We start from the raw sequence: 15658 nt of genomic DNA, 5'->3' as shown, positions 1-15658 counted from the left end.
TACAATAGCCTGAACACTGTGGACATACCACTTGGCCCCAGCTGGAAACTTTGGATTTGAATTGGCCGCAGAGATGGTGGGCATGAATGAAATGATGAAGGAGCGTAATTTCATAAAAAAAGCTTTACGGGCTAAATTTATAAATTTAAACGCAATTTATTAACAAAATAAAACGGATATGCAGATGTTAATTCACCTGTTTTGAAGGGCCTCAGCACCAAAGAAGATCTGCTGGTGTGTATTTAGGATGACTTGCCTGATGGCATCGGGCAGGTCGCTATTCAATTTAAAGTTAAATTCTAAAGTTTCCTGGTCCAGTTTGAAGTGATCGTAAATACTTTCAATATGATCAAGGCCCTTCTGAACGGAGCTGAGACAGAAGTAAAAGCTGTACTCCATCTCCAGATTATTAATTACGCTGAAGAAAGACAGATGTAATTTTTGCAGGTCTATGGCTTCCATATCAAAACGTTCTGGTGATTTCAGGAATATAAATCGTTTAATCAAATATAACCCCTTCGCCAGCTTAATGCAAGGCGATATTCAAATAAAGCTGAAAATAGCTTTTATTAAAATGCAGACAGACAGGCCAGTGAAAGTATGCGTTAAATAATGTTAAAATATTATAATACAGCGGTTAATCAGATAATTTTGCGTTATCCGGAATTGTCTCCGTCCATATCAAAATGAACAAGAAAACCATATTTAGCTTATTGTGCGTCGGCATTGCCGCTTTTTTTTCCCAACAGGCGCTTGCGCAAAATACCGATCCCGACGAGGATGTAAACCTATGGATGCAACAACCCGTTGTGGTAGACGGAAACTCTTCGGAATGGCACGAACCCTTAAACAATTATAACACCCCTACCCAACTGGCATTTGCCCTCGCGAATGACCAGCAGAACCTTTATCTGATCATTGAATCCCTGGACGCGGCAACAACAGGAAAATTACTCAGGGGAGGGCTTACTTTAAATATAAACACGTTGGGAAAAAAGAAAGATGGCATAAAACTTAAATTTCTCGGCATGCAGCAGCCAGCACCGCCCCATGCAGGGCAGAATGATTCACTGCAGCATGCGGAGCATTAAATGATCCATGCAGACGAGCATGAACATTCCCCGGGACTCACAGTTATACAAGTTTCGGGATTCAAAAAAATTCCGGATGGCAGCCTTGCCATTCCCAACAAGGAAGGTATTGAGGTTGCGGCGGCTTTTAGTAAACAAAGAGACTATATCTGTGAGCTGTCAATCCCGTTGTCGCTCCTGGAATTAAAAGGAAATGAGGTTAAAGCCATCGCTTACAACATCAAAATCAACGCCGGCAACAAAGCAGAACGTCCTGATGGGGCAAAACGTTCTCCAGAAGGAGCAGGACATGGAAGATCCGGAGGTATGGCTGGCGGAATGGGCGGCGGCGGAGGCATGCCTCCCGGCGGCGGTGGTGGTGGCGGAAGACACGGCGGAGGTATGCATGGTGGTATGGGCGGCGAAAGCTCCGGCGGTACCAAATCTTCCGATTTTTGGATCAAATATGAACTGGCTAAACCTGCTGCTTCTTTCCGCGCTAACTAATTATACTTTTTTATTACCCGCACACAATAAACTGAATATATCAGCGTCTTATATCTGAGAGCGTTAATTTAGATAACGGGGATCATCCGCCTGGATGTTCCCCGTTTCTTATTTAAGATCCTCTGAAAGTATAATCTGCAATGGTTTTTAACCTGTATGCCTGCTTCCGATAACGCTTGCTGGTTTATACAATTGTGCTGCACGCTGTGGTGATCTGCTGCACTGTCCCAGGGCTACATAAATTAATACAAAGATCAGTATTGTAGATAAACAGCCACCGCCTAATTTTTTGGCGCCCCAGCCTGCAATAATAGTTTTGAAAAAAGAGTTCATAATTAAGATTTTACTAAGAACAAGACTTTGATCAATTAGTTTTAAGACAACAGATATTTTAATGCGGCGAAAGGCCTTCCAGATATTGACATACTACAGGGATATCTGCCGCAGCCCAATCCAGGCTCTGGAGTTCCGCAGCCTTAAGCCAGACAAATGCAGCATGTTCCGCCAGCCTGATCTCTCCGCGTTTAATAATACATATAAATGGAATGAGGCGTATTGCCTGTTTACCATCATCATGTTCACAGGGCAGCATTGGTTTTATAATTTCTACCACAACATCCAGTTCTTCCGCAATCTCACGAAGCAGACATTCTTCCGGACTTTCACCCGGCTCAACTTTGCCCCCCGGAAACTCCCATTTTAAAGGCAGGCGCATAGTCAAACTTCTTTGGGCGACCAAAATTTTCTCATTATGACCTATAATCAGTGCGCAGGTTACGTCAATCATCGCTCTAAATTATAAAAATGTATCTGTAAAACATTATCTGACACTTTTATCTGTCGATACAAATCAATCCTGCGGCGATGTGAACAGAAGGTTCGTCGGCACATTCCTGGGATTGGCAGATTAAATCAGACCTTAAGGACGTTTCGGCATATCGTTTGGAATAGGCTATACAACTAACAAACACACAAAATGAAAAGAATAATTTTAGCTGTCATCTTCGGAGTAGCTTCGTTAAGCAGCATCAATACTAAAGCACAGGTGAGCTTAAATATCAATATCGGTTCACAACCGCAATGGGGACCAACAGGTTACGATCATGTAGACTACTACTACCTGCCAGATGTAGATGCCTATTATAATGTTCCGGCTAAACAATATGTTTACCTCAATAATGGAAGCTGGGTTTGGAGAAGCAGCCTGCCATCACGTTACAGCGGATTTGACTTGTACAATTCGTACAAAGTTGTGATGAACACGCCTAAACCTTACCTGTCACATCAGACACATGTTACTCAATACAGCAAATACAAAGGCTACAAAGGAAAACAAGGTAACATCAGGGACAGCAAAGACACCAGATATGTAAACGCAAGGAACAATGGCGGAAGAGGTAACACTCCTGTAAAAAACAACACCCCTTCCAGAAATAATAATCCTGCAAGCCACAATGCCCCGGTTAACAATGGAAACAACGGCCATAACAATGGTAAGGGAAACGACAATCGCCCGGATAACAAAGGCGGTCGCGGTCACTAAAATAAACAACACACCACACACTGGCAAAAAACGCTGGTCCATCCGGACCGGCGTTTTTGCTTTACAGGTTTTTCCGGAAATACACCTATCAACATGATATCCTCCTCAACAGAAAGTATTAATATTAACAACTTATTCACAATACTTGTTGATAAAATTATGAGACACCATTCTGCTGCATGAATTTTTCCTTTCCAACTGTTGAAGCAGCTGAATTCCTAACGTATTTTGACATTTAATTACCAACTGTTAACAAGTTACCAACAGGATATGTGGAAAAATGGCAGCTTTCTAAACAGTCTCAGGGGACACATCAGGGCTAATCATTTTTTTATCGGCTAATTAATCGGACGAAAGTAGTTATACACATCACAATATACTGACAATGAGAATATTGAAATTGTTATCAACAATAAATGTTAACAACTAAACAGCATTTTAAACACAAAAAAGCCGAATAAATCCGGCTATGGTATAGTATGAAATGATTGAAATGACGCTTATTGAACTACAACACCATCTTTATTGATTTTAATGAAGGCAACTTCAGTACCTTTCTTAACATCGATGTGGTAAAACTGAGTTTTATCGGCATTGGTTACTAAAAATGCAGCCGTTGGTGTCCAGTCTTTGTAAGCATCAGCTTTCAGGGTGGTTGTCACAGGTGCAGGAAGTTCTTCAAGTTTAACAGGTACTTTCTGAGTGCTATCCTGTTGTACAGTTATTTCTGCCGGAGCTTTAACTTCTGATGCTTTTACTGTTGATATACCTGCGAATGCTAATACTGTTGCTGTTAAAATGAAATTTTTCATAATGCTTGTTTTTATTTATTTTAGCTTGAAGCCTTTGATAGGTTTCTAAGCCGACTCGTTTTAATTAATTATTCAATTCATATATGACTGTCTCATAATGATGCCACAGTTAAATAAAATAACAATTCATTGATTTTCAATATATTATAAATGTTTATTACCTGATTTACTGTGGAAAATATCCACAATTTGGCTAAATAAGTATCAAACTATATATTTACTGGTATGGAAAATCAAGATTCTATATTGATATTGAATGCTGCAGAGCAACGGGTCTTAGGATCACTGATGGAAAAAAGCAGGACTACGCCCGACTATTACCCGATGACGATCTCTGCATTGACAAATGCCTGTAACCAAAAAACATCCAGAAATCCGGTAGTCAATTATGACGAGGAAATTGTTACAATCACGCTAAATGCGCTCAAGATCAAAGGCCTCATCAGCACTGCAACAGGCGGCAGCAGCCGTTCCATTAAATATAAACACAATCTTGCCATCGCCTATCCCCTGGTTCCTTCTGAACTTGCGGTAATTTGTCTGCTGTTACTTCGCGGACCTTTAACTCCTGGCGAAATCAATACCAATTCTGCCAGGCTTTATGAATTTGAGACGATTGAAGAAGTGCAGGAGATCTTAAACAAACTGGCTGCAGAAACTCCGGCCTATGTGAAACAGCTGGATAAAAAACCCGGACAAAAAGAAGCTCGCTTTAAGCATTTATTTGGACTGGCCGCAGAACAGGAAGAAAATGTTCATGAAGCTGCTGTCGCTTCTCCTATCCATCCAGACCTGGAGCAAAGAGTGGTTCGGCTGGAGCATGAACTGGAAGAACTGAAAGAGATGCTTAACCTAATAATGAGCCAGTAGTTCAGTTTAGCCTGCAGTACTAGTCCAGCGAAACAAATAATTCCGACTGTGTAAGCCACACGCCCTTAACCTTGCGCCACATCGCTGAGTAATTCCCCCTGAATTGCGCAGTCTTGTAGTGCCAGGTACCTGTTTCCCAGGCCAGGACGCCACTGTCTCCGATCTGGATTTCGGAAGGTATCCGTTCAAATACCGGCGGATTAGCGGCAAACATTTCTGTGAAAACTGCTACAAGCGTCTTCTTCCCTACATACTGGCCACCCTCGCCTGAGATGACGATCATGTCATCGAGCCAGTATTTTGAAACACCATGCACGCTGTGCTCGCGGATAGCTATATTTGAGTTCTCACGTGCCGCACGTATATTTTCTATTGCTTCTTTTCGCTGCTGATCCATTGTGATTTTAACCTTACGTAAAACTAACAAGAAATGTGACAAATATTCATCCTTTATCAGCATAATTTTGGTAATTTGCTGGATATTATGATGCGATGCTTATAGGAATTATTGGCCTGGGAGATATGGGCAAACTTTATGCAAAACGTTTTGCAAAAGCAGGATACCAGGTATGCGGTTCAGATCTGCCTGAATTTTATGAAAAATTAGAAGAGGAACTTTCTCCGCTGGGGATTGAGCTGATGATCGACGGCAGTGCCGTATCCAGAAAAGCCGACATTATTTTTTATGCCGTAGAAGCCGAAAAAATAGGCGAAGTTGTACAAAGATACGGAGGGGCCACAAAATATGGCGCCATTGTAGCCGGACAGACTTCTGTAAAGCATCCTGAAATAGCCGCCTTTGAAGCTAATCTGCCCAAAGATGTAAATATCATTACCTGCCATTCCCTGCACGGTCCGGGCTTTGATACCAAAGACCAGACTTTAATTGTTATTCCTTACCGATGCGATGCAGAAGCATACATGCGTATGGTAGATGTTTTGTCGGCACTTGAATCTGACCTGGTAGAAATGAGCGATTATCATACCCATGATAAGATTGTAGCCGATACGCAAGCCGTAACACATATGGGTTTTGAAAGTATGGGCACGGCCTGGAAAAGTGCCGGATTTTTTCCCTGGGAAAATACATCTTACTTTGGCGGGATCGACAATGTAAAGATTCTGACTATGCTCAGGATCTTCAGCTATAAAGCGCATATCTATGCCGGGCTGGCCATCATGAACCCCTATGCGCGTCAGCAGATCAAATCATATGCGCAGTCAGAGTCGGATCTTTTTAAAATGATGATCACGGAAAATGAACATGATTTTCGTGAACGCATTATGAAAGCAAAGAGGTTCCTTTTCCCGGATACCAAACAGTTTCTGCTGCTGGACAACCAGGTAATGCAGGAGTTTTCTCTTTCAGGCGGTGGAATACCACGAACACCAAATTCACATTTGAGCCTGCTGAGCATGGCCGATGCCTGGTATCAGCTGGGTATTAATCCCTATGATAACCTGATCTGTCAGACGCCGCCTTTCAGGCTGAGGCTGGGCATAGTAGAATATCTTTTTAGAAATGAAGAGCTGCTCGAAGAATCGATCAATGCTGCGATCTACAATAAGCAGATCCGTACGGATGATCTGGAATTCCATTCAGCAGTCCGGGAATGGTCATCCATTATCGGTTACGGTGATATGAATGGATATAAGCACCACTTCAATGATGCCAAATTATTTTTTGAAGACCGCCTGGAACATGGACGGCTTCAAAGTTCAGAACTGATCAGCAGATTAAACCGCAGCTACTGATCAGTTCTGCAATCCCTCTCTTACTCCGCCACAGGTGCATGAAACGCCCGCCTGGCAATCAGTTTCCATTCACCTTTGGTTTTCTTCCATACCAAAACAATATTCAGATGCGGGGCCGCAGGTTTGCCACCATCATTGGTAGTTGCATTTAACTGATGACTAACAATCGCCACATCGCCTGTAATGCTAATGCTCTGTTTGCTCAGTTCAATAGTTAAAAAATTGGATTTCTTGGTAGAGATTTCCTCAACAAAAACTTCCCTGCTTTGAATTTTCCCACTGGAATGTGCGTAAGTTAAGTCATTAGACAGCACACTTTCCAGATCAGCTTTATTGCCGCTGATCATCGCTGTCCGCAGTTTTTCTACTGCCGCAGCGACAAGCGTTTCGTCCTTGGACTGGGCCTTTACTGCCAGGCTGCCTGCAAAAATCAGGAGTATCAATGATAATTTTTTCATAATTTATATTTGATTTTTAAAGTTATATAATAATTGGGTATTGCGCAGCATTAAACCGATTTAATCCGGTCCTAAAAATGAACAGGATTTTTGGATAATGAACAGAAAATTTTAAAGTAGAACCCTTATTTTAGTGTTGCGCTTCTTACACATCAATTATTTATGACTAAAAACCCTCTCCCCCTACCTGAGAACGAGATAGAAAGAGTGTTCAGCCTCGCCGAACTCGACGTTGACTACTCTAATCTGGCCGGCCAGTTCAAAGCTCTTGCCACCCTGGCGGCAAAGATTGCCGGCACTAAAATATCGCTTGTTAACCTTATTGATTCTTTTACACAATGGACTATTGCCAACCACGGCCTCAATATTGATCAGATGCCGCGTGAAGATTCAGTTTGTCAGTACACCATTACTGGTAATGAACAGTTCGAAGTCCCGGATCTCTCCGACGACGAGCGTTTTAAAGATAAACCTTATGTAGCAGGGCCGCTTCAGTTAAAATATTACTTTGGCTTACCGCTAAAGACTTCAGATGGTCACCATATCGGAGCATTATGTGTAGTAGACACTGAATTCAGGTCGCTCAGCCCGGAAAAAATTGAACTGCTGAAGATAGTGGCTGATGAGGTTTCGAACCGGCTAAATACGCTTAAGACCATTGATACGCTTAAACACAACCTCACAGAGTTAATGGATATCCAGAAAAAAATTGCTCATGATATCAGGGGGCCACTTTCGGGCATTATTGGCCTGTCTGGCCTGATCGCTGATCAGGGAACAGAAAATACCATGACCGATATTCTGGAGGCTGCAACACACATCAACAGCAGCAGCAAGGGCATACTGCAGATTACCAACGAAATATTCTCTGAAACTCAGCTCCCTCCCTTAAAAAAGGACGAGTTTAACCTTCATATCTTTAAGGATAAAGTGGAAAGGTTATATGTTCCGCAGGCAATAACCAAAGGTATAGATCTTGAAATTAATGTGAGTGAACGCACAAAGTTTGTTCCGTTCGAAAAAAACAAGGTATTGCAGATCACAGGTAACCTGATCAACTGTGCACTAAACTGCACTGCAGAAATGGGGCTGATCACAGTTGATCTGGAGATTAGTCCTGAAGCAACTTACAACCTGCTCAAGATCAAGGTAACCGATTCCGGCAGGGGTATGAGCGATGCGACGGTAGATCAGATTATCATGGGAATCGAAACTACAGATCCATGTGATGACAAATCCGGATTGTCGCTGGTGCAACGGATGGTGCAGGACCTGAATGGCGAATTCAGGCTACGATCAATTGAAGGGAGCGGTACAATCGCAGAAGTTTATATTAACAGAACATATGTCTGAAATTACCTCAGTTAAATTTACAAGTGCCTTTCAATAATACCTTGCAACTGACTTGCTGGAATCACGCCAGACTGTCTCCATTTCACTTCACCGCCTTTAAACAGGATAAGTGTGGGAACACCCTGAATCTGGTACTGACTGGAAACTGCAGGATTTTTATCCACATCAACCTTTAGTATTGTTGCCCTCTCTCCCATCATTCCTTTTAACTGCTGCAGGATAGGGGCCATCATTTTACAGGGGCCGCACCACTCGGCAGAGAAGTCTACCAGTACGGGCTTTTCGGATTTAATAATTTCTGTGAAGTTTGACATACCTTTTGTTTTGAGGAATAACAGCAGGCATCGGAATATTGTTTTACCTGCCGGCAACCCTGGAACGGCTGATCACAAAAAGAAGCGGGGATATCACTTTCGCAACATCCCCGCCATCTAAATTAACGCTCTCGGATATATAAACGCTGATAATTGTAATTATTATATAAACAGACAGATTTTTTTTAAATAATTTCTTCTTCGATTTTCTTATACTTAAATACCCGCTGTGATACAGGAATAAGCATCAGTCCACAGAATGCAAATACGACAAATGCAACTCTTAAACCAAAGGCGTGTGCCAGGTAACCAATCAGCGGGGGGCCTAAAAACGTACCAGTAATATAATATGTGGCAATGATAGAAATAGCCATACCTGCAGAATATTTCCTGGAATTACCTGCCATTGAATAGGACATCGGAATTACTGAGGCCGTTCCGAAACCAACGAGTGAAAAACCGATCATTGCGATCCAGAAATGGGGAATCACAATCGCCATAAATATACCTGAGATGATAAAGGCAGCACTCATCAGATAAGTAGCAGCCATTCCAATTCTCCCGATGATCAGATCAGATAAAAATCTGGACATCGCCATAAACATCATAAAGATCAGGTATCCGTATGTAAAAATTTTCACGTGCAATACCTGCTGGAAGTAGATACCGCTCCAGTCGAACATACCACCCTCACAGATAGCCGAAAGAAAAGCAACAATTCCCAGGCTTAGAATATAGGGATCAGGCTTTCCAATGATAAGTTTATTTCCACTGGCCGACCGGTCGCCCTTTAAAAGAAACCTGAAGGAGTAAACTGCCATTAACAGGGTAATACAGGCAACGATCAGAAAGTGTACCTGAATAGATGTATTCAGTGCAAGCAGCAATGTAGAAAAAGCCACACCGGCTATTCCCCCGGTGCTCCAGAAACCATGAAATGAACCATTGATTTTTTTTTCAAAGAGCTTTTGTACGGTAATCGCCTGCGTGTTCATCGATATATTGAATATCCTTGACGTAAAAGCAAATAAAACCACGGCCGCAACCAGCGCTACTGTATTGTGCGTAAAGCCAATCAAAGCCATCGCCACTGAATTTAATGCATAGCCAACTGTAAGCGGGACACGGCTGTCGTAACGTGATACCAGCCAGCCCGAAATAGGCAGCCCGATGAGTGATCCAACGGGCATAGCCAGCAGAATAGAACCCAATTCAGCATCATTAAACCCAAATGCCATTTTGATCGTCGGAATTCTTGATGCCCAGGTGGCAAAACTAAAACCCGACATAAAGAAAAATGTGCTCAGGAATATCCTGTGTGTATTTTTGGAGATGATATCGTTCATTTATGCTGCAAAGATAAACAACACAAGTGATTGATTAATACGATTTATTCTTTTGTATACAGCAACAATTCCGTCCAGGCTTCCAGTTTTTGGTCAAATGATTTGGAGGCATTCGCGCGGCTTGGAGAGGGCAGCAAATGATAGATCTTGTCTTCACTCTTTTTTACATAACGCAGGTAAAATTCCTCAGCCTTTTTGCTGTCAAAAAAGACGTGGCCGATATTTGGATACTGATGATAAAAAGCCGCAAAGTCATTTACAACTTCATTTTTGATATTACTGTCTAAACTGCCCTCGCAGGTGCAAGATTCCAGTACGTCCCATAAGGCGATATGATGCTCCAGTAAGAACAACTTCCGGGATTCATAATCGGGCTCCAGAGGCTGACCAAAAAGTGTATATATCAGTTTCCAGAAATGATTTCCCGCATGTCCGTAATATTGCTGGAGCCGCAACGACCGGTCTCCCGGCATTGTGCCCAGCAAAAGCACAGTACACTGCTGGTTAACAATTGGCTGAAATGCTGTTTTAATAGGGCTGGTATCTGAATTGTTCATCTGAAGAGGTTAACATTAAGCATCAGAATATGTTCTCAAAATTTAAATATAATGAGTTTAGCAGAAATATTTAAATCATGGATGAGGGTAAACCTGATCACGATGGTCATATCTGCAAAATACTTCAGATGAAAAAAATATTCAAACTTACTGCATTACTGCTATTTGCACAGCTTACCACGTTACGCGCACAAACTTCAGGATCTTCAGACCATCAGGCCGCCGACCGGGGTATATGGAATTTAACCGCCTCATTGAATCCAGGGATTACATTCCATAACCCGCGTTTGGTCATTGGCGCCGACCTGCAGGTTGAACGCCAGCTGACAGATCTCCTGGGCCTCACCTTCAGTGCCGGGTTTACACGCATCACCAACAAAACAGAAGCTGTAACTTTTACTTTCGCCCCCCTTATCCCCCGGTAACATTTCATTACAGCACAGACCAGAACCTCATCCCGCTCAAACTTGGACTTAAGTTATATCCTGCAGAAAAATTATACCTGGCCGGGGCTGCTGGTATCGCTATAGATGTCAACGGAAATTCAAATACGGTATGGTCTGCCAGCGCCGCAACAGAACTGGGCAGCAGATTTGATCTTGGATTGAAATATGAGAATTACGACAAAAGCTTTTCCCATTCCAATCAAATCGCTGTAAGGATTGGATACCGCATATTTTAATAAATTTTGATTTCGTATCGCCCTGCGATTTAATAATTGTAAATCAAACCGGTAAGAATTCTGAAAAAGGATAATTTATGATTGTCGGTTACTGTTCTGATAATGCTACCTTTGCAGATTGAATAACGGTAAAGATTAATGATACAAATAGGACAATACAACGAACTCAGAATTATAAATAAGACAGAAACAGGCCTGATACTGTCAGACGGCGATAAAGAAGCGCTGTTGCCCTACAACCATGTCCCTAAGGATGCGGAAGTTGGCGAGAATATCAATGTTTTTGTATACATGCATAAGGACGGGAAATTACATGCTACAACACAAAAGCCCCTGGCTTGTGTGGGCGACTTTGCCTATTTGACAGTTGTAGAGGATGGTGAAAATGGTGTTTTCATGGACATTGGCATTGATAAGGATGTTTATGTACCTGAGAAAGAACAGAAGCGCCCGATGTTCAAAGGCGACAAACATGTGGTTTACGTATTCCTGGATGATGCTAACGACCGTATGGTAGCGTCTTCAAGATTAACCAACTATGTTGAGGAGGATGATATTAATTTTGAAGAAGGCGATGAAGTGAGCTTATTGATCGCAGACCGCAGTGATTTGGGATACAATGCGATTATCGACAATAAATATATTGGTTTACTCTATACAAATGAATTGTTTGACCAGCTCAACCCCGGCGAAGTAAGAAAAGGCTGGATCAAGAAAGTTCGTGTAGAAGGTAAAATTGACCTGAGCCTGCAGCCTATGGGTTATGGCCATATCCTGGATATGAAAGAGGTGCTGATTAAAATGCTCGAAGAAAACCAGGGAGTTCTTCCCATCGGTGATAAAAGTACCCCGGATGATATCTATGACTTATTGAAAGTGAGCAAGAAAGCATTCAAAAAGACTACAGGAGCATTGTACAAAGAACGATTGATCACCATTGGCGATCATGAGATCAGGCTGCTCTCTGAATAAATAAGAAATCCGGTTCTCTTTGATGAGAACCGGATTTCTTATTTTATGCCTTTACACCCACAATTTCATTGTAAACCCCGTTCCATAAGTTAATACGGTGCTTGAGGGATGCAACAGTAACCTCTTCTGCGGCTTTCCAGTAGGCCTCGTTATCACCACATAATTCTGTAGTCATATCAAGCGCCAGGTGTGAGTGATGATCACCATCAACTTCAATATGACGGTCCAGGTAATATTTGATCAGCGACAGCTGATCCGGGAACTTCTGGTTCAGGTCCCTTACAATAGAGATAAACATATTTGGAATCAGGTCTTCCCTGCCAAAAGTAAAGGCGGCGGACTGCAGATGGGATTGCTTTCCATTGATCACCTCAAATGTAAAGTCCATAAATTCGCGCGCCTCCTTTGGTACTTCAGCTTCGGTGTAAGCCTTAAAGAATGAACCGCTTTCTTTTAAGATCGCAGTAAATTCGAGAACAGGTTTGATATCCGCGCCGCATTGCTCCATCGCTTCAAGGTACATCTCGTAGTGACTCTTACGTACTCCTGCCCCGTCCACATCAGATTCTTCACCGGTAACGATTTCGTTGATCAGATAGCGTGTATTTGCGTTCCCAACCGGAAACCAGGGTGTACTTGTACTGGTCAGGCCAATCTGCAGGGATTTTAACAATGACATAAAATCCCACACTGCATATACATGGTATTGCATAAATACTTTCAGATCATCTATGCTGTTGATCACTGAATATACCTTGTGATTAATAATTTCCTGTCTTAACGGTTCTATTACCGACTGTATCCTGGCGATATGACTATTCATCGTGATTTATCTTTTTATAATAATGCCGCAAAGGTATTTGTAATTGGGAGTTTAGCACAAAAGACAAATCGTTTTTTTAAGCGCCAGCCCCAAATATTACTTTGTAAAGAAAAATCACAACTAACCGCTATGCAAATAAGGTTAAACCTTCCCTATAAATTTAGGACTTCCTCAGTCAGGACGCCATACATCCGTTATCAATGTGATTTTATCCACTCTATCCCTAACAAATCCGGAGCTTTGATGCGCCCGGCTATAACTTTCGTAAGCGGTACGGCCTGAAGAGCAGGTTCCTCCTTAAGCCCTGCATTGCTGAAAGGATATCAGGATAGGCAGCGGAATCATAATGGTGATCGCCCGGAAGCAGCCTGAGGGAGAAGTTTCGTTTCTGAATGGAATCCAGGGGTCTCGGATGTTCCCTTTCCCCATAAAAACAGAAGACAGGAATCTTTATTGCTTCAACTTCCGGCCGGACCTTGTAGGGTTTATCATCTCCGCTTATATTAAGCAGATCAGAAGTATGGATCATAAAATCAGTAGAAGCAAAAGGAGACAGCAATGTAACCGCTACCACTTTATTTTTCATGGAAGGGACTAACCTGTTATAAATGAAGGGAACAACATCAGCGCCAAAAGAATAGCCGCAAAGGTATATCCTGTTTGTTTTATACAGGGAAGAATATTTGCTGATCAGCTGCATGACATCATCTGCCGTTTGCTGGGGCGTTCTCCCGGTCCAGAAATACGTTCTTGAATTAAACCCGACCGTTTCAAATCCTTCCGCAGCGAAGCCGCTAGCCAACTGATCATCAAAGTCCAGCCATCCCCCGTCACCTGAGAAAAAAATCATCAGTTTTTTAGAGCTGGAGTCTGCACTGTTATAAGTGATCACGGGCAGATCAAAATCATGACTTTCAATACCATGATGATGAGTTTGCCTTATCCTTGATAAAAAACCACAACCAGACAGGAATAACATATAAATCAGGCCTAAGCCCAGTTGCCAGCGCTTCATGAAAATAACATAAAAGATTCCTGATTCATAATCTGTGCCAACATTGATAATGGATCCGGGGAAACAGGGAATTAAAAGAAAAAATACATGCCGGCCCTATTTTGAAAGGGCCGGCAGGTGATTCGTTGTAAAATTTGGTTTGCTACTCAAGTACAATGGTGGAAATAGAGTGTGGCAGACTGATACTTTCAGCTGCTTTTCCGGCAATCCATAAATAGTATGGCAGTTTATCATTTGATTTATTCATCACTACCACCGCCATTTTACCATCTGGATTGATGAATGCCGTGGTCAGCAATTTATCGCGGTTTGAAGAACTCACTATCCTTTTTGCTCCGGGACGGATAAACTTAGAGAATTGTCCCATGTAATAATAAGAGTTTGTATAAATCAGTTTGCCCGTTTTACTGTCTGCATGCACTGGGGCGAAACAGAAATTGCCCACATGGTTAGGGCCTCCTTTTTCATCGAGCAGCATATTCCAGTCTGTCCAGGCTGCTGTGCCGCTGTTAAAGTCGTTGATCATGGAATAGCCATAACGCTCTCCCAGTGCCCAGCTGCCAATGCTGTCAATATTAAACTTCTCCACACAACCTTCTGTAAAGATCAGTTCCTTATCAGGGAAAGCTTGTTTTACCAGTTTTTCATTTTCGAACAACATCCCGCTACCGGTCCAGGTTTCATACCAGTGGTAACCTATGCCCCATACATATTTAGCTGCCTCAGGATCACTTAAGATCGTGCTCGCACGCTGATACATCTGATCCCGGTTATGGTCCCAGGCAATCAGTTTTTTATCAGACAAGCCCTCTTTCTGCAAAGTCGGGCCCAAATATTCTTTGATAAAATCACGTTCATCCTCGGCAGTAAAAACACATGATTCCCAGGTTTGCGTTGCCATCGGCTCATTCTGTACCGTGAGGCCCCAGACAGGCATCCCCATTGCCTCATATGTTTTGATAAACTTAGCATAGTAATTTGCCCAGTTCTGTCTGAATTCTGGTTTAAGCTTTCCTCCTTTTAACATGCTGCCATTCGTTTTCATAAATGCCGGCGGGCTCCATGGGCTCACAAACATAGTGAGTTTTCCTCCCGCAGCCTGGATAGCCTGTTTAATCAGAGGAATACGGTATTTCTCATCATGTTTTACATTAAAAGATTTCAGCTCTGCATCATTTTCCTTAATGTAGGTATAGCTGTCGCTGGAAAAGTCGGTACTGTGGATACTGGTCCTGGCCAGTGAAAAGCCTATTCCGTTTGCCTGGTCATAATATGCTTTCAGAAACTCCTGCTGTGCTGCTTTTGGTAATTTCGCGTATGTTTCTGCAGTAGCATCAGTAATAGCACCACCAATCCCTACCAGCGTTTGAAAGGTTTTCGAAGGATCTACAAAGATACATACCTGGGTTTCCAGCGGTTGTTTGAGATCAGTGAAGCTCAGGTTTCCAGTTTTGGATATTTTGAGATCTGAGCCCTGAGCCGTGGTATATACCGCTGCTACAGGCTGCTTTTGTTGTGCCAGTGCCCAAGTCCCGAAAGGAAAAAGCAATGCCATTAAATAAATCTTATTCATTTGCCGTT

Annotated in this window: 20 protein-coding genes; 8 read left to right on the top strand and 12 right to left on the bottom strand. The window is 42.4% G+C overall.

What is annotated here, in order from left to right; all coding sequences use genetic code 11:
* Positions 1 to 192: 192 nt before the first annotated feature.
* Positions 193 to 462, bottom strand: coding sequence for a hypothetical protein (locus FN831_RS18285; protein WP_142529632.1), 270 nt, complete (start codon positions 460 to 462; stop codon positions 193 to 195).
* A 224-nt stretch (positions 463 to 686) separates the two neighbouring features.
* Between FN831_RS18285 and FN831_RS18280 the strand changes: the two genes are divergently transcribed.
* Together FN831_RS18280 and FN831_RS27760 are read left to right on the top strand one after the other, a co-directional pair.
* Complete coding sequence (locus FN831_RS18280; protein WP_142529631.1) at positions 687 to 1091, top strand: hypothetical protein; 405 nt, start codon at positions 687 to 689, stop codon at positions 1089 to 1091.
* On the top strand, positions 1092 to 1577 hold the full coding sequence (locus FN831_RS27760) for a hypothetical protein (RefSeq protein ID WP_185960532.1): 486 nt from the start codon (positions 1092 to 1094) through the stop codon (positions 1575 to 1577).
* A 147-nt stretch (positions 1578 to 1724) separates the two neighbouring features.
* Here FN831_RS27760 and FN831_RS18270 read toward each other — a convergent pair whose 3' ends face one another.
* Both FN831_RS18270 and FN831_RS18265 read right to left on the bottom strand, forming a co-directional pair.
* Entirely contained in the window at positions 1725 to 1910 is a 186-nt protein-coding gene (locus tag FN831_RS18270; RefSeq protein ID WP_142529630.1) for a hypothetical protein, read from the bottom strand.
* A gap of 58 nt (positions 1911 to 1968) precedes the next feature.
* A complete protein-coding gene (locus tag FN831_RS18265) occupies positions 1969 to 2364 on the bottom strand; it encodes a (deoxy)nucleoside triphosphate pyrophosphohydrolase (RefSeq protein WP_142529629.1) in 396 nt (131 codons plus the stop codon).
* A gap of 189 nt (positions 2365 to 2553) precedes the next feature.
* Here FN831_RS18265 and FN831_RS18260 point away from each other — a divergent pair, with 189 nt between their 5' ends.
* Positions 2554 to 3120, top strand: coding sequence for a hypothetical protein (locus tag FN831_RS18260; RefSeq protein ID WP_142529628.1), 567 nt, complete (start codon positions 2554 to 2556; stop codon positions 3118 to 3120).
* 500 nt (positions 3121 to 3620) lie between these two features.
* Here FN831_RS18260 and FN831_RS18255 read toward each other — a convergent pair whose 3' ends face one another.
* Positions 3621 to 3932 (bottom strand): hypothetical protein, encoded by a 312-nt coding sequence (locus FN831_RS18255; protein ID WP_142529627.1) that lies wholly within the window; start codon positions 3930 to 3932, stop codon positions 3621 to 3623.
* Between the two features lie 225 nt (positions 3933 to 4157).
* On the opposite strand from FN831_RS18255, the gene FN831_RS18250 reads away from it, so the two are divergent.
* Positions 4158 to 4802, top strand: coding sequence for a YceH family protein (locus tag FN831_RS18250; protein WP_142529626.1), 645 nt, complete (start codon positions 4158 to 4160; stop codon positions 4800 to 4802).
* A gap of 19 nt (positions 4803 to 4821) precedes the next feature.
* On the opposite strand, the gene FN831_RS18245 is transcribed toward FN831_RS18250, so the two are convergent.
* Positions 4822 to 5199 carry a YybH family protein gene (locus FN831_RS18245; protein ID WP_185960531.1) on the bottom strand — a complete coding sequence of 126 codons (378 nt, stop codon included), beginning with the start codon at positions 5197 to 5199 and terminating at the stop codon, positions 4822 to 4824.
* A 95-nt stretch (positions 5200 to 5294) separates the two neighbouring features.
* Here FN831_RS18245 and FN831_RS18240 point away from each other — a divergent pair, with 95 nt between their 5' ends.
* Positions 5295 to 6557 (top strand): prephenate dehydrogenase, encoded by a 1263-nt coding sequence (locus FN831_RS18240; protein WP_142529624.1) that lies wholly within the window; start codon positions 5295 to 5297, stop codon positions 6555 to 6557.
* 20 nt (positions 6558 to 6577) lie between these two features.
* On the opposite strand, the gene FN831_RS18235 is transcribed toward FN831_RS18240, so the two are convergent.
* Positions 6578 to 7015, bottom strand: coding sequence for a nuclear transport factor 2 family protein (locus FN831_RS18235; protein WP_142529623.1), 438 nt, complete (start codon positions 7013 to 7015; stop codon positions 6578 to 6580).
* A gap of 162 nt (positions 7016 to 7177) precedes the next feature.
* Between FN831_RS18235 and FN831_RS18230 the strand changes: the two genes are divergently transcribed.
* On the top strand, positions 7178 to 8368 hold the full coding sequence (locus FN831_RS18230; protein ID WP_142529622.1) for a GAF domain-containing sensor histidine kinase: 1191 nt from the start codon (positions 7178 to 7180) through the stop codon (positions 8366 to 8368).
* A gap of 17 nt (positions 8369 to 8385) precedes the next feature.
* Here the strand turns inward: FN831_RS18230 and trxA are convergent, their stop codons facing one another.
* From trxA to FN831_RS18215, 3 genes are all read right to left on the bottom strand, one after another.
* Positions 8386 to 8682, bottom strand: coding sequence for a thioredoxin (gene trxA, locus FN831_RS18225; protein ID WP_142529621.1), 297 nt, complete (start codon positions 8680 to 8682; stop codon positions 8386 to 8388).
* Positions 8683 to 8867: 185 nt separating this feature from the next.
* Positions 8868 to 10028, bottom strand: coding sequence for an MFS transporter (locus FN831_RS18220; protein ID WP_142529620.1), 1161 nt, complete (start codon positions 10026 to 10028; stop codon positions 8868 to 8870).
* A gap of 44 nt (positions 10029 to 10072) precedes the next feature.
* Positions 10073 to 10585: a DNA-deoxyinosine glycosylase gene (locus tag FN831_RS18215; RefSeq protein WP_142529619.1), complete on the bottom strand. Its 513-nt coding sequence runs from the start codon at positions 10583 to 10585 to the stop codon at positions 10073 to 10075.
* A 128-nt stretch (positions 10586 to 10713) separates the two neighbouring features.
* Between FN831_RS18215 and FN831_RS18210 the strand changes: the two genes are divergently transcribed.
* Both FN831_RS18210 and FN831_RS18205 read left to right on the top strand, forming a co-directional pair.
* Positions 10714 to 11010, top strand: coding sequence for a hypothetical protein (locus tag FN831_RS18210; protein ID WP_142529618.1), 297 nt, complete (start codon positions 10714 to 10716; stop codon positions 11008 to 11010).
* 395 nt (positions 11011 to 11405) lie between these two features.
* Positions 11406 to 12239 carry a CvfB family protein gene (locus tag FN831_RS18205; protein WP_142529617.1) on the top strand — a complete coding sequence of 278 codons (834 nt, stop codon included), beginning with the start codon at positions 11406 to 11408 and terminating at the stop codon, positions 12237 to 12239.
* Between the two features lie 43 nt (positions 12240 to 12282).
* Here FN831_RS18205 and FN831_RS18200 read toward each other — a convergent pair whose 3' ends face one another.
* From FN831_RS18200 to FN831_RS18190, 3 genes are all read right to left on the bottom strand, one after another.
* Positions 12283 to 13062 carry a DUF3050 domain-containing protein gene (locus tag FN831_RS18200; protein ID WP_142529616.1) on the bottom strand — a complete coding sequence of 260 codons (780 nt, stop codon included), beginning with the start codon at positions 13060 to 13062 and terminating at the stop codon, positions 12283 to 12285.
* Positions 13063 to 13315: 253 nt separating this feature from the next.
* A complete protein-coding gene (locus FN831_RS18195; protein WP_142529615.1) occupies positions 13316 to 14077 on the bottom strand; it encodes an AcvB/VirJ family lysyl-phosphatidylglycerol hydrolase in 762 nt (253 codons plus the stop codon).
* A 142-nt stretch (positions 14078 to 14219) separates the two neighbouring features.
* Entirely contained in the window at positions 14220 to 15650 is a 1431-nt protein-coding gene (locus FN831_RS18190; RefSeq protein ID WP_142529614.1) for a glycoside hydrolase family 30 protein, read from the bottom strand.
* Between the last annotated feature and the right edge of the window lie 8 nt (positions 15651 to 15658).

Source organism: Pedobacter westerhofensis, from assembly GCF_900182595.1.
In the GTDB taxonomy this organism is placed as follows: domain Bacteria; phylum Bacteroidota; class Bacteroidia; order Sphingobacteriales; family Sphingobacteriaceae; genus Pedobacter; species Pedobacter westerhofensis.
The sequence above is the reverse complement of the archived record's forward strand: the minus strand, read 5'-3'. Positions and strand labels throughout refer to the sequence as shown.

What these genes read in the sequence shown, in the direction of transcription:
- FN831_RS18285 (WP_142529632.1), bottom strand. Translation starts at nt 462, where the DNA reads ATGGAAGCCATAGACCTGCAAAAATTACATCTGTCTTTCTTCAGCGTA.
- FN831_RS18280 (WP_142529631.1), top strand. Translation starts at nt 687, where the DNA reads ATGAACAAGAAAACCATATTTAGCTTATTGTGCGTCGGCATTGCCGCT.
- FN831_RS27760 (WP_185960532.1), top strand. Translation starts at nt 1,092, where the DNA reads ATGATCCATGCAGACGAGCATGAACATTCCCCGGGACTCACAGTTATA.
- FN831_RS18270 (WP_142529630.1), bottom strand. Translation starts at nt 1,910, where the DNA reads ATGAACTCTTTTTTCAAAACTATTATTGCAGGCTGGGGCGCCAAAAAA.
- FN831_RS18265 (WP_142529629.1), bottom strand. Translation starts at nt 2,364, where the DNA reads ATGATTGACGTAACCTGCGCACTGATTATAGGTCATAATGAGAAAATT.
- FN831_RS18260 (WP_142529628.1), top strand. Translation starts at nt 2,554, where the DNA reads ATGAAAAGAATAATTTTAGCTGTCATCTTCGGAGTAGCTTCGTTAAGC.
- FN831_RS18255 (WP_142529627.1), bottom strand. Translation starts at nt 3,932, where the DNA reads ATGAAAAATTTCATTTTAACAGCAACAGTATTAGCATTCGCAGGTATA.
- FN831_RS18250 (WP_142529626.1), top strand. Translation starts at nt 4,158, where the DNA reads ATGGAAAATCAAGATTCTATATTGATATTGAATGCTGCAGAGCAACGG.
- FN831_RS18245 (WP_185960531.1), bottom strand. Translation starts at nt 5,199, where the DNA reads ATGGATCAGCAGCGAAAAGAAGCAATAGAAAATATACGTGCGGCACGT.
- FN831_RS18240 (WP_142529624.1), top strand. Translation starts at nt 5,295, where the DNA reads ATGCTTATAGGAATTATTGGCCTGGGAGATATGGGCAAACTTTATGCA.
- FN831_RS18235 (WP_142529623.1), bottom strand. Translation starts at nt 7,015, where the DNA reads ATGAAAAAATTATCATTGATACTCCTGATTTTTGCAGGCAGCCTGGCA.
- FN831_RS18230 (WP_142529622.1), top strand. Translation starts at nt 7,178, where the DNA reads ATGACTAAAAACCCTCTCCCCCTACCTGAGAACGAGATAGAAAGAGTG.
- trxA (WP_142529621.1), bottom strand. Translation starts at nt 8,682, where the DNA reads ATGTCAAACTTCACAGAAATTATTAAATCCGAAAAGCCCGTACTGGTA.
- FN831_RS18220 (WP_142529620.1), bottom strand. Translation starts at nt 10,028, where the DNA reads ATGAACGATATCATCTCCAAAAATACACACAGGATATTCCTGAGCACA.
- FN831_RS18215 (WP_142529619.1), bottom strand. Translation starts at nt 10,585, where the DNA reads ATGAACAATTCAGATACCAGCCCTATTAAAACAGCATTTCAGCCAATT.
- FN831_RS18210 (WP_142529618.1), top strand. Translation starts at nt 10,714, where the DNA reads ATGAAAAAAATATTCAAACTTACTGCATTACTGCTATTTGCACAGCTT.
- FN831_RS18205 (WP_142529617.1), top strand. Translation starts at nt 11,406, where the DNA reads ATGATACAAATAGGACAATACAACGAACTCAGAATTATAAATAAGACA.
- FN831_RS18200 (WP_142529616.1), bottom strand. Translation starts at nt 13,062, where the DNA reads ATGAATAGTCATATCGCCAGGATACAGTCGGTAATAGAACCGTTAAGA.
- FN831_RS18195 (WP_142529615.1), bottom strand. Translation starts at nt 14,077, where the DNA reads ATGAAGCGCTGGCAACTGGGCTTAGGCCTGATTTATATGTTATTCCTG.
- FN831_RS18190 (WP_142529614.1), bottom strand. Translation starts at nt 15,650, where the DNA reads ATGAATAAGATTTATTTAATGGCATTGCTTTTTCCTTTCGGGACTTGG.